The organism is Maribacter chungangensis, from assembly GCF_042676845.1.
Classification (GTDB): domain Bacteria; phylum Bacteroidota; class Bacteroidia; order Flavobacteriales; family Flavobacteriaceae; genus Maribacter; species Maribacter chungangensis.
Genome location: NZ_JBHTHY010000003.1, coordinates 680697 through 693315, shown reverse-complemented (window position 1 = coordinate 693315; position 12619 = coordinate 680697). Strand labels below are relative to the sequence as shown.

Annotated in this window: 10 protein-coding genes; 2 read left to right on the top strand and 8 right to left on the bottom strand. The window is 40.1% G+C overall.

Features of this window, described 5'->3' with window-relative positions:
* Positions 1–8: 8 nt before the first annotated feature.
* Positions 9–1163 carry a DegT/DnrJ/EryC1/StrS family aminotransferase gene (locus tag ACFQZJ_RS02955; RefSeq protein ID WP_379932177.1) on the bottom strand — a complete coding sequence of 385 codons (1155 nt, stop codon included), beginning with the start codon at positions 1161–1163 and terminating at the stop codon, positions 9–11.
* 91 nt (positions 1164–1254) lie between these two features.
* Here ACFQZJ_RS02955 and ACFQZJ_RS02950 point away from each other — a divergent pair, with 91 nt between their 5' ends.
* The gene (locus tag ACFQZJ_RS02950; RefSeq protein ID WP_379932176.1) at positions 1255–2496 is read left to right on the top strand and encodes a 3-deoxy-D-manno-octulosonic acid transferase; all 1242 of its coding nucleotides are present in this window, start codon (positions 1255–1257) and stop codon (positions 2494–2496) included.
* A 1754-nt stretch (positions 2497–4250) separates the two neighbouring features.
* Positions 4251–5345, top strand: a complete 1095-nt coding sequence (locus ACFQZJ_RS02945) for a hypothetical protein (RefSeq protein WP_379932174.1) — start codon at positions 4251–4253, stop codon at positions 5343–5345.
* Positions 5346–5743: 398 nt separating this feature from the next.
* Here ACFQZJ_RS02945 and ACFQZJ_RS02940 read toward each other — a convergent pair whose 3' ends face one another.
* The 7 genes from ACFQZJ_RS02940 to nosZ all read right to left on the bottom strand — a co-directional run bounded on the left by ACFQZJ_RS02940 (position 5744) and on the right by nosZ (position 12603).
* The gene (locus tag ACFQZJ_RS02940; protein ID WP_379932173.1) at positions 5744–6526 is read right to left on the bottom strand and encodes an ABC transporter permease; all 783 of its coding nucleotides are present in this window, start codon (positions 6524–6526) and stop codon (positions 5744–5746) included.
* A complete protein-coding gene (locus tag ACFQZJ_RS02935) occupies positions 6519–7229 on the bottom strand; it encodes an ABC transporter ATP-binding protein (protein WP_379932171.1) in 711 nt (236 codons plus the stop codon). Before ACFQZJ_RS02935 ends, ACFQZJ_RS02940 begins: the two co-directional genes overlap by 8 nt.
* Before the next feature lie 235 nt (positions 7230–7464).
* Positions 7465–8715 (bottom strand): nitrous oxide reductase family maturation protein NosD, encoded by a 1251-nt coding sequence (locus tag ACFQZJ_RS02930; RefSeq protein WP_379933115.1) that lies wholly within the window; start codon positions 8713–8715, stop codon positions 7465–7467.
* 98 nt (positions 8716–8813) lie between these two features.
* Entirely contained in the window at positions 8814–9107 is a 294-nt protein-coding gene (locus ACFQZJ_RS02925) for a hypothetical protein (protein ID WP_379932170.1), read from the bottom strand.
* 190 nt (positions 9108–9297) lie between these two features.
* Positions 9298–9732: a nitrous oxide reductase accessory protein NosL gene (locus tag ACFQZJ_RS02920; protein ID WP_379932169.1), complete on the bottom strand. Its 435-nt coding sequence runs from the start codon at positions 9730–9732 to the stop codon at positions 9298–9300.
* A 161-nt stretch (positions 9733–9893) separates the two neighbouring features.
* Positions 9894–10505, bottom strand: a complete 612-nt coding sequence (locus tag ACFQZJ_RS02915) for a hypothetical protein (protein WP_379932168.1) — start codon at positions 10503–10505, stop codon at positions 9894–9896.
* Between the two features lie 133 nt (positions 10506–10638).
* Complete coding sequence (nosZ, locus tag ACFQZJ_RS02910) at positions 10639–12603, bottom strand: Sec-dependent nitrous-oxide reductase (protein WP_379932166.1); 1965 nt, start codon at positions 12601–12603, stop codon at positions 10639–10641.
* Between the last annotated feature and the right edge of the window lie 16 nt (positions 12604–12619).

The following is a 12619-nucleotide window of genomic DNA, read 5'->3' as shown; positions in this document are numbered from 1 at the left end:
TCTATAGGCTATCCTTTCATAAACCCGATGACCATAGCCGTAATATGGTTGATCTGTTCATCATCCAACTCCGTATGCATAGGTAGTGAGATAACTTCGGCAACCAACCGATTCGTTACCGGAAAATCAACTTCCTTGTAGCGATCGTCCAAATATGCTTTCTGCCTATGCAGCGGAATAGGATAGTACACTCCGCACGGTATGTCATGTTCGTTCAGATATTTTACCAAGGCATCCCTTTTTCCGTTCGTTATCCTCAAGGTGTACTGATGAAAGACATGACAATCGCAGGTATCACAGATACCTTCGCAGCCATTTACCGTTTTTGGTATTAGAATGTTGGGATTGTTACCGAACGCAGCCGAATATTTTCTTGCTGCCGTTCTCCTTGCATCGCAATAACTATCCAATTTTGGCAACTTGGCGCGCAAGACCGCTGCTTGCATAGAATCCAATCTAGAATTGACCCCTACTACGTCATGATGGTACCGCTCGTACATCCCATGGTTTACGATACCCCTAAGGGTATTCGCCAAGGCATCATCATTCGTAAAAATGGCACCGCCATCTCCATAACAGCCCAAATTCTTAGACGGAAAAAAAGAAGTAGCCCCCACGTGGCCCATGGTGCCGGCCATTCGTTTTTCCCCGGATCTGGATAAATGCTTAGCTCCAATGGCCTGGGCATTGTCCTCTATTACATACAGATTATGTTTTTCCGCAAGTGCCAAAATAGCATCCATATCCGCGCACTGACCAAACAAATGAACTGGTACAATAGCTTTGGTTCTTGGTGTAATGGCCCGTTCTATAGCAGCTATATCTATATTAAAGGTTTCTATATCAACATCTACCAATACCGGAGTTAATTGTAGCAATGCGATTACCTCAACAGTAGCAGCGAATGTAAAGTCTGCGGTTATGACCTCATCTCCGGGCTTTAGACCTAGTCCCATCATCGCAATCTGTAAAGCATCGGTACCATTGGCGCACGGAATCACATGTTTTACATTTAAATACGCCTCCAACTCTTTTTGAAACGCATGAACCTCGGGGCCGTTTATATAGGCCGAAGTTTCCAAAATTTGCGCAATAGAGGTATTAACTTGCTCCTTAATTTCTTGGTATTGACCACCAAGGTCTACCATTTGTATTTTTTTCATTCTTTGATATTAGCTCCTTTCGCACAAAAATACGAAACACCCGACACTAAATTTATCCAAAGAAATGTAATTTAGCCACAAATAGATTCTTTTGTACGCTATATATAACCTTATTGTTTCCACTTCTTGGTTAGTCTTACGGTTACTCGCTAAGGTAAACACGAAGCTTTCACTGTTTGTAAAGGGCAGGGAACACACTTTAGGAATTATAAGAAAAAACATTTCCAAGAGCGACCCTGTTATTTGGGTACACGCTGCTTCCTTGGGAGAGTATGAACAGGGTCTGCCCCTTTTAGAACTGCTAAAACTTCGGTATCCCGAACACAAGCTACTCTTAACCTTCTTCTCCCCTTCTGGATATGAGGTAAAAAAAAACACCCCTGCCGCGGACGTGGTAACGTATCTGCCCATGGACACAAAAAAACACGTACGGGAGTTCCTGGATCTTGTAGACCCAAAATTGGTGTTGTTCATCAAATACGAAATTTGGCCCAACTATTTGTCCGCACTTAAAGAAAGAAATGTCCCCACACTTTTGGTTTCCGCCCTGTTCAAAAAAGAACAGATTTATTTTAAATGGTATGGCCGTTTTATGCGAAATGCCCTAAACACATTTAACACATTCTACGTGCAGGACAAGAATTCCAAATCGCTTTTAAAAACCATCGGATTTAACAATTGCACCGTAACCGGTGATACCAGATTGGACAGGGTTTCGAAAATTTTGGATGCGGATAATACCTTGGAATTTATGGATGAATTTATCACGGAATCCCATTGTTTGGTTGCCGGAAGCACTTGGCCCGAAGATGAAAAGCTCCTTGTGGCTTACATAAATTTAAGCACTAGTGACATGAAATTTGTTATAGCCCCGCACAATATTAAACATGAACATAGCAGGCGTTTAAAGGATTCCATTACCAAGCCTACACTTTTATATTCGGAAAAAAAAGGTAAAAACCTACAGGATAGTCAGGTACTTATTGTAGACACCATTGGCCTATTGACCAAAATTTATAGCTACGCAAGCATCGCCTATGTAGGTGGTGGTTTTGCTACCGGCTTGCACAATACCCTAGAACCGGCAGTTTTTGGCATACCTGTAATTACAGGCCCTAAATACAAAGGATTTAAAGAGGCGGAAGACCTAATAGCCTTGGGGGGCATTCTTTCGGTCAACTCCCAAACAGCGCTCAACCAAACGATAAACGAACTTCGGTCGGACAAGAATAGTAGAACGGTATCAGGCAAAACAAACTCGGACTATATTTCTAAAAACAAAGGGGCGAGCATTAGGATCATGGAGGACATCACAAATCTTCTAAATCCTTGAAGGTTAGTTTTTATGTATCCCGTATCTATCTCCATTGCTTTTAAGGTACCATATATTTAATTTCCCAATTACTTTGCATTCATTTATCCCGCTGCGTATTTTACCTTGTAGTATACATCACATAACATCCGTCCGTAAACCCTTAACCTTCAAACAATCCAAATTATTTAGGACAGGTGGGGTATCCCTATTTTTTTGATGAAATACTTGAAAAACATCGCCTAATTTACTACCTTAAAACCAAACCGTTGGTCTATGGAGTCTATCGACAAAGTGAAGAAAAAGTTTCATTAGGAGGTGGTTTTCGACTTTTTATCGATTTATAAATCCTTTTAACGCTGCTTTATACAATATTATATACATTGACAACCACAATACTATATGGATATGGAACATGAAATTACATTAGGGACAAAAATATTAAATGGTTTTTTGAAAATTATGGTTGCTGGCCTAGTCGTTATATTGATAGCGATACCCCTAGCGTTCATATTGGATTGGATGGGAATCATCTAAATCCGCTCATTATTATCAAAACTATATTTACGACTAACTTAGCGTGCGCATGCGTTATGTACCACCGATACACAAACGCAAATATCCATTAGCACCTATCCCGTACTAGAAAAATAACCAAATCATAAGGATTTTAGCCTTAGTAGGAACGTAATAAAACAACCTTAGTACGTTTCATCTTGCTCTCCACTTCAAATCTATGAGCAAAGTTGTAAAAAACCCGATGTAAAGTAGTATTTAAGCGACGAAATACACTTTTTTAAAAAATCAAACCACAAAATATGAAGTTTTAGCATCGGTCATGTAGGACTTTACAACATAAATAATGAATTAGCGAATAGATTGGATAAATTGGACTCATATAACTTTAAAGTAGGTAATGTTATGAACCATTTATCATTTAAGACTGGGGTAGATTCTTATCTATCTGTACTTGTAGTTGCAATGCATGCCTTTTTGGCTGTCGTTGCAGTTGGAACTTTATTGTCCCTTATAGGGGTAATTTAACCTTTAAAATATTTTTATAGGTAAAAATTTACATGATGGTCAAGCCCCTTTTAAAGGGGTTTGACTTTTTTTATGAATTTAGGCACGCTAGCCAGGGTTATTACAATTTAAAAGGATAATCGCACAAAATCAACACTTCTTTGGGCTCCTGCATTTTAATTCTCCCATTTCCCATGATACCCTTTTCAGGCGACATTATACCAGTTCGTGTTTAAAATTCAGCCAAAGAAATTGAATTGTTTTTTTGGCCTGCGAAAAAGAAAAATCGGGCATAGCCTAGCTACAGCTTATTTTTATTTTGAAGCAGGACGTAAAAAGACACGATTTATCGGCTTATACCAATTTAACTTCTAGATGTCGCATAAAATCAGTTTCTTTTTTACTCATTTGTCGTCATAAAATAGAACCATAGCTAATGCTATGCTTAGATTTCATTCCTAAACTGAGAAAAAAATAATTCAAATTTTCAATACGACATTCAAAACTTAAATTGGTATTATTTTCAATTGGGAAATGGTAGTACAACCCAATCGTATAAAAATTTTGAGTTGAGCTTTGCTCTGTTTTAGAACTATGAAGAATATGAAATTTCATAAAATAATGCCCATTGGCGGCAATAAACCGTATAGCAGAGGTACATAGCAAAAATCACCTTATTTTTTTAATTTCGCTTTTAACAGAATGTGATTAAGCATTCGCAACATCTATCATAAACACTAAATACCATTAAAATGCAAAAAAAGAACATGTTAAAATCAGTTATGGCAAGTGCCGTGGTCTGCTTATTTCTAAGCGCATGCAGTAACGATGAAGGCTCCATTTTTGAAACCCCTATACCCGATAGTGAAAATCCCGGGGAACCAGATCCCGGCCCGGAAGTGGCCACCATAATTTTTAATGCAGAAGACCCGAACCTAAATGAACCTAGCGCCGAAGCATCGGGAGAAGTTGGGGCAACCATACCCGGACGCGTAGTATTTACTAGTGCAGAAACGAAACAACGTCGTTTATATATTACACAGAATGTTGGTGGTGCGGGAGATATGCCGTTCAATGATTTTGACTTGGAAAGTGCGGACCTGCGCAAGGCATTAAAGGCAGATGGGTCCGTTGATCTGGACGGAGCCACAAGAAATGCAGTGGATTTTACTTTTGAACTGCCCGTACCCGCTTTGGACAATGGTGAGATTGTCTACAGCTTTTGGACCACAAGTGGCAAGGGTGATTTTAGAGATCCGGAAAAGAGACAACTTCTTGGGGTGGGCACCATAACAGTAACTGTAGGCAATGGAACTAATCCGGCTGCCCAGGTACGTTCTTTTGAAGGTATTCAACTTTTTGCACCTGCCGCCGATGGCACAACACGTAGTTTCTTTTCACTTTTGGACGAGACCGTTTACCGTATTAACGAGGGTCCGGAATTCAGGGCTTTTTGGGATTTTGGCTATTATTTTGGTGCTTCGGGCGTCTCGGCAGGCGAGGAGGCCTCTTTTGCTTCAACGGCCCAATTTAACGATTCGTTCGGATTCCCCGTAGCGGGCTTGGAACCAACTTCAGAAGAACCTGATGCTGAAAATGAAACCTTGAACGAAGGCTTTTTTATGGCTTCCGAACTAGACGAAGCTGCTTTTGAAGGGGTGACTTTAGCCGGCGATTTGGCCAATATACAAGCAAGTGATTCCCAAAAAATAAATAATCTTGCCGTTGGCGATGTAATAGAGTTCGTAGACAACTATGGCAAAAAAGGCCTGATACTGATAACCGATATCGAAGAAGGGTTCAACAACAACGATTTTATCGAGTTTGATGTGAAGATTCAACCTTAGAATACCACTCAATAATACTGCGGATTTAACGTAGTAATACGGCCGAGAACGTTCCTTTTTAAATGGATGTTCTTGGCCGTACTATTTTTGTTTTGTATCCTAATCCGTTTTGAAACCAACCTTAGCACCTTAATTAAAAGGCTATTGAAAGAACGGCCCGCTTTTAACCCAAAATATGTATTAGAAAAACTATTACAGTTCCGAGCTACTACGAATACTACCGCTGCGTTACTTTTTTACGATGTAACCATAGCGGTGCAATGCTAAAATCGATGCTACCCGAATATTCATTGCATTTCCAAGCTTCATAACGAAGTTCCGATACATAATTTGAGTTTAAACAACCGAACTTTGTTATGGACTTCTAAATCAGCACCTATTATGGTTTTTTCAATATGCTAAAAATCCTTCTTCTTGCTTTTTGCCAGAAGTCGCCATATTGGCAATACGGTCCAAAGTACAAGCATTAGCATGGAAATAATTAGGCCTTGATCGGTACCAAAGAATTGTTTGAATACAGCGCCCGTATACCCCAAGAGCGCAGAAATATCTAGCTTTAATAGAATTAAGGTCCTGGAAAGGTCAATAGGGTTAAAAATGGTTGCCAAAAGCGAAAAGTTATCCAGCGGATAGTCTTCAAAATACATGAGGGACATTAAAAAAAGACCGTCGTAAATTACAGCCAAAAACAGCCACAATAGCACAGCATAGCCAAATCCCTTGATTTTATTTTCATTGGACAACGCCAAATTAAAGGATAACGCGGTAAAGATGAGGGTAAGAAAGGCTCCTACGACCAAGAGCAATGAAAAATCGAATATGGCATCGCTTCGCAACAGTCCGTAAAGCAAGAATGGAATACCAAGGCCAAGCACCAAACTAAGTGCAAGGGAACCGGCCACCCCTAGGTATTGCCCCAAGAAAATGGAACTCCTTTTTATAGGCTGTGCCAAAAGCAGCTCCGTAAACTCCTTGGAATTGTAAAAGTACATAATGCCAAATATGGTACCGATCAAAGGTACCAGCACAATAATGATGTTCATGAGGGTTATAATTGCCTTGGAAACGTCGTTGTTCAAAAAGAGCAGTACAAAGCCCAATAAGAGATAGAACAGAAAATATACATAGCTCCATCGGCTACGGACAAGGTCGTAAAAACTGTATTTAAGTATCTTAAGCATCGGCTGGGGTTGTTGCAATGGCCGCTATGGCATGTTCTAAATTTGTCTGTTGGGTCTTTTTTTGCAGTTCGTCTATACTTCCCTTAAAGTAGATTTTTCCTTCGAGCAGATATATGATACTATCTGCCACCTCGGCCACGAACTGCATAATGTGGGAGGTAATTAAAACAGTCTTTCCCTTCGCTTTTTCCTTTTCTATAAGGTTTTTAAGGTTGATCAGGGACGCGGGGTCCAATCCTGTGGTAGGCTCATCCAAGATAAGTAAAGGACTGTCGAACATAAAGGCCAGCACAATGTTCACTTTTTGTTTGGTGCCACCGGAGAGGGTGGCCAATTTCTTATCTAGAAAAGGTTCCAGTTTAAAAAGTGCAATTAAATCATCCTCTTCACTGGGCCTTTGCCGTAGGTCTTTGATCATACGTATCAACTCCTTCACCCTTAAATTACCGGGAAAATTGGCTATTTGTGGCAGGTATTCTATTTCATGACGGTACTTCCATTTATTTTTTATGGATTCTCCGTTTATGGAAATACTGCCTTTGTTGGGCACTACCATTCCCAAAATACTTTTGATGAGTGTTGTTTTGCCTGAGCCATTAGGTCCCAGCACGGCAAAAATGCCCCCTTTCTCAATGGTGAGATCAAGACCAGAGAGTACTTGGTTCTTTCCAAATTTTTTATGTAGGTTTTCTATCTGTATCATGTTCTTGTCTTCCTGTCAATTCTTGCCCTTTCCCTCACACCATGCGCACCTCCGCTGGGGAAATCATTTTTTTTACTTATATCTAAATCCGTAAGAATCAAAACCACCTTCCTCATTTTTAGTATTGGTTTGCTGAAATCCAATAGTATTATACCCGATCCGATTATATACTATTCTCAACTTACAAGTTTTAATTATCATTTGTAACCGTATAATTTCCGTTCTACAAATTTTCCTACAGGTCGGTTCCGACCACAGCATTTCCCGTATCCACTTTTTTCATCAAGGGACTTTCGTCCAATAGGTTGTCCGGTGTAAAAATGGGCGATACTTTTTCGGAAAAATCTATAATATCCATGAACAAGCTTCGCAACAGGACAATGGTTTCCGGTGTACGGTTAACAATGTAGGAAAAGAGCTTTACCGGCCTGTAGGGCACATCGCCCACGCCGTCCTTGTCCAAATCATAACCCGTATAGGAACTCCAATAGTTGCTTGCTATTTTATTGTCGTTCAAATTACTATTGTAGGACACATCAAAACTGTTGTACATAAAATTATTATTTTCAAAAACATTGGTATAGCAGGCACCCAACACTTTTATGGCCCAACCGTTATGAACAAAGTTGTTTTGCCTGTACGTAATGCGGTTAGAGCCTTCGATTTTTATTCCTATCGTATTTTCCTCAAAAGTATTCCCAACGATTTCTGCATCTCCAATTTCCTTAAGTAACATGCCATACGCAGCAGCACCCCAATTTTTCCTGAACAAATTGTTCTCCATTCGTATATGTTTGGAGAACATAACGGCTACACCCGCACCATTGTCCTCGAAGGTGTTATTGGAATATACATCGTTGTTGCTGAACATAAAATGTAATCCGTATCTAAGGTTATTGCTACTTAGGTTATTATGGATGGTAATATCGTCCGAAAATTCAAGATATATACCATCTCTCGTACCCTGTACAATATTGCCTTCCACATGAACATTGTTACAGTACCACAATTGAATTCCGTTACCGGAGTTATATTCATCCTTGGCCTCTCCTACAATCTTGTTATGAAATACCCTTCCGTTATCCGATTTTTCTAAATAGATGCCAAAAAAGAGTTTTTCCAGCACCATATTCCTAATTAAATAATTTTGGCTTTTCACTACTCGTATAGCAGCGTAATCCGTTGTATAGCTGACACCAACATTGGTAAGGTGCAATCCGTCCAAGGTAACGTTATCCGACGCTACCCTAATAATTTCGCCTTGTTTGTCGCCATCGATTAGAGGATGCTCCTCCCCAATAATGACCAAAGGCTTGTTTACCAGAATATTAAACTCTTTATACGTCCCTTTTCTTATCCAAAGCGTATCAAAATCGGCAGCCAGGGCAATACCTTCTTTTATAGATTTAACTTCACAGTCCTGGCAGATAGTTATGGTATTTGCCCGTAGACTTTGGCAAACCAAGAACAAATAAACCATGAGCATTACTAAAGGTTGTTTCTTTTTCATAAAATCCTGCACTTCTTCAGCTAAAATCTGCGATTACCACTAAAATAGGTATAAAAAATAGGGTTCTGAACATGTTAACGGACAATCAAAAACTTGGAATCCTTAAAGGCTTCTACCCAGTGCTTTTCTTCCTTTGCAAAACTTAAATGTTCCATTGCTTCCATGGAATAATCCTCCCCGTTGATATGGAATACAATAGCACCTTCCAACATAATAAGATTAGCATCGGTAGGGGAGGTATGTTCGGGAAATATAGCTCCCTTTTCCAAACTAATACTTAGAATTTCAAGGGCATCGTTTTTTACCAGTTTCTGTATTTGAAGGGCATCGAAACCCTGCGACTTTATAGTGTTCTTTACGTGATACATTCTTTATATGTTTTTATTTGATACTATATTGATAAGAAAGGGGTAATCAATTACTAGACATACCATGCCTATTCTCACCAACCAACAGTATGAACAGTGTTATTCCGATTATAGATTATACTCCACAAGGCCATTAGTTCCATGATAATGGCTTCATTGAGTTTACCGCTAAATCTACTTAAACCAAAAATTAGAGATTAAATCTTTTTTTAAGTTTTTCCCAAGTAAACATATCGCCTAACTGTTCCGCTTGTACCGTTTTAGCCTCCTCCAATGTGGCAAATGCCGTTAAAAACTCACCCATGGGACTCGGAATATTTTTGCTGATCAAATAGGTGGCTTTTGTGGCATCTACAAACTCGCCAGGCGCATTGTAATCGTTTACAAGGAATACTTCAATCGTTTCCATGTCCACTTCCTTCAAATGGTTCAGCATACATTCCGTAGCATCAAAAGAAAAGGTTTTACCTTTTTTGGTCATAAATTGTGCTGCATGCTGCTTGCCCACAATGGTCATGCTACAATAATGACATCCGTCCGAACCATACACCACGGGTTTAGGCGTGTTGGTACATGAAATTACAAGTGCTACCAATAAAAGTAACATTATACTATATTTTTTCATTTTCATAATTGTTCAATTCATTTTTCAACTACAGAGACTATTCCATTTATAATTTGAGGGTTCACCTGTCCACCTTACATATCAGGTCTTTATAAAAAATACTTATCCGCATCGGATAATGTGTTGCCGCAAGTTCGTATTTCCAATTCTTTACGATTTCTTTAAGCGGCATCGGGTTTTTTAAAACCCAAATAACCTGCAACCAAAGTTAAGATCATTCCCAGAAATAACATATAGGCACCCAATCTTGGATAAGAGTATGCATCAAAATTCAACATTTTCTGATGGCCTAGAAGTGGTGGCTTATAACTCATGGGTGTACCGTCCGGGTTGGCCAATTTCATAATAGCCTTAGGGTCTAGGTTGGTTCCATAATCTATCATCCAAGCATTAAAATCGTACATACCCAGAATACCCAATACGGACATCAAAACAAACCATCCAAAGAACCATTTATAAGATACTTTATCCAAATAACCCAGCATGCCAAACAATACGCCTAAGGCCACCATACCACCAATGACCAAAGGAAAAACACTAAACTCCCACATATCCTCCGGTTTTGGCAGGGTTTTCATCCCAATGTAATGGTTAAGGCCATCTATATTCTGTATATCAAACTCATTTTGCCCCTGTATACCGTTTATATAAATATCCAAACCCAAAGGTTCCGGATACTGTGGGGCGCCCAATTCAATGTTCCACAAAGGGAAGACGAACAACCCCAACAACAACAAAGAACCCAACATCATTATTATACTTGCTTTTTTCATTATTTAGTTTTTTAAATTATGTACAAATCGATTTACATTTTGGATGGTCGTTTTTGTACTAATCTAAAAAAGCGGGCAGGTTTTAACGCGCTACCCGCTTTTCGTTTGAAAAAATGATTCTAAACCTAAGTTACTAGTCCCCTCCTAAGGACCAAGAAAGATCTATGTTGGAATCTGCAGGGGATACTCTAATATATCCTTGCATTTCTTGGTGCAATGCAGAACAGAAATCCGTACAGTAGAATGGCCATACGCCAACCTTTTTAGGTTCCCATACAGACGACTTTGTTTGTCCCGGCATAATCAACAATTCGGAGGTATTCTGACCCATCATGGCGAAACCATGCGGTACATCAAAATCCTGCTCGTGGTTGGTAATGTGGAAGTATACCTTGTCGCCCACTTTTACACCCTCTATATTGTCCGGGGTAAAGTGGCTGCGGATCATGGACATATAAATGTGCACCTCGTTACCTTTACGCTCTACCCTTGCTTGATCTGGTGTAATTACGGCGTCCGGGTGCTTGTTTTCATCCAAACGGTAGATTTTTTTGGAGTTTGAAGCTAACATATCGGCAGGGATACCTGCTGCATAATGAGGCTCTCCATGCGTTGGAAAATCGTAAAGCAGCTCCATTTTATCACCTGAAATATCATATATCTGCGCCGAGTGCTCCAACTCGGGGCCCGTTGGCAAATATCTATCCTTGGTAATCTTGTTCATGACCACGGCATACTTGCCATAAGGTTTTCTTGAGTTCCCTCCAGGAATCATTAAGTGACCAACAGAATAGTAGGTAGGTTTTCTATCCAATACCTCCCATGTACCCACTTTCCATTTCACCACTTCAGAGGAAATAAAATACGTAGTATACGCATTTCCATTATTGTCGAACTCGGTATGTAAGGGGCCTAAACCACCACTTTTAACCGTTCCGCCCAAGACGTCCTCGAACTTTAAAATTGGAATTCCGTACGCCTCCCCATCGAACTTTTCGGCTTCTATGGCAGCGATCATTTTACTAAAGGAGTGCACACTTAAATCTGCGGACAACTTCCCGTTACCTATAATATACTCTCCTGTAGGGTCTACGTCCACACCATGGGGCGATTTTGGGGTTGGTAAGAAATAAACAGCCCCTGGCACGTCCGATGGATCTACCGTTAGGACTTCCTTTTTCATGGTTGTAGTCGCTGTATGGGTTTCCTCATCGTAAATGTTATGTGCATAATTGGCAGGCATTTTAGTACCACCGCCGTTATTTACATATTCCTCGATTTTTTTCCAGTTGATAGCGGCAATAAAATCCTTATCGTTCTGAGAAGAATTAACTTCCAACAAGGAATTGGCCTCCTCTGTATTATAGGTAGTAAAAAAGAACCAGCCATGTGATTGGTTACGTCCAGGATGGGCAAGATCATAGTTAAAACCAGGCATCATTAACTGGAACTTGATATCCATGTGGCCGTGCTCGGGATCTACGCTAAGGAACGAAAGGGCACCTTTAAAATTACCCTTGTATTCATCTATAGGCATATCGCGCTGTGGAACTGGAACGGAAAAACGTGTTCCGGCAACTACATACTCCGTATTTTCGGTAATGAACGAAGAACTATGGTTACCCGCACTATTGGGTATTTCTATAATTTCCTCGGTCTCGAAAGTGGTTAAACTAATTCTGGCAATTCTGGGCGTGTTATTTCCGTTAAGAAATATCCATCTACCATCCAGTTCTCCATTGGTCTGGGATATATCCGGGTGATGGGAATCGTCCCAAGGAACAAAACCAAAAGAGGTTTCCAACATAGGTTTGGTCTCTTCGGAATACCCGTAACCAGAGGTAGGGAATTGAGAGAACACCGGAATCTCTTTGAACATACGCCCGGAAGGCAAGCCATAAACGGTAAGGTTACCGCTGTAACCACCGGACATAAAGGCATAATACTCATCTTGTTCACCGGGCGCTACGTAAACTTTCTCAGCGGCACTGGAAGACAGCGCTCCATTGGAGGAAGATTTTCCATTTTGGTTACCGCAACCGGTAAGCATCAAGGCCGACCCTAGCAGTGCAAATAAATGATATGTGTACTTTTTCATTCTGTGTATATTTATA

Excerpts from the sequence above, each read along its gene's own strand:
- ACFQZJ_RS02955 (WP_379932177.1), bottom strand. The coding sequence starts at position 1,163 with ATGAAAAAAATACAAATGGTAGACCTTGGTGGTCAATACCAAGAAATT.
- ACFQZJ_RS02945 (WP_379932174.1), top strand. The coding sequence starts at position 4,251 with ATGCAAAAAAAGAACATGTTAAAATCAGTTATGGCAAGTGCCGTGGTC.
- ACFQZJ_RS02930 (WP_379933115.1), bottom strand. The coding sequence starts at position 8,715 with ATGCTCATGGTTTATTTGTTCTTGGTTTGCCAAAGTCTACGGGCAAAT.
- ACFQZJ_RS02925 (WP_379932170.1), bottom strand. The coding sequence starts at position 9,107 with ATGTATCACGTAAAGAACACTATAAAGTCGCAGGGTTTCGATGCCCTT.
- ACFQZJ_RS02920 (WP_379932169.1), bottom strand. The coding sequence starts at position 9,732 with ATGAAAAAATATAGTATAATGTTACTTTTATTGGTAGCACTTGTAATT.
- ACFQZJ_RS02940 (WP_379932173.1), bottom strand. The coding sequence starts at position 6,526 with ATGCTTAAGATACTTAAATACAGTTTTTACGACCTTGTCCGTAGCCGA.
- ACFQZJ_RS02915 (WP_379932168.1), bottom strand. The coding sequence starts at position 10,505 with ATGAAAAAAGCAAGTATAATAATGATGTTGGGTTCTTTGTTGTTGTTG.
- nosZ (WP_379932166.1), bottom strand. The coding sequence starts at position 12,603 with ATGAAAAAGTACACATATCATTTATTTGCACTGCTAGGGTCGGCCTTG.
- ACFQZJ_RS02935 (WP_379932171.1), bottom strand. The coding sequence starts at position 7,229 with ATGATACAGATAGAAAACCTACATAAAAAATTTGGAAAGAACCAAGTA.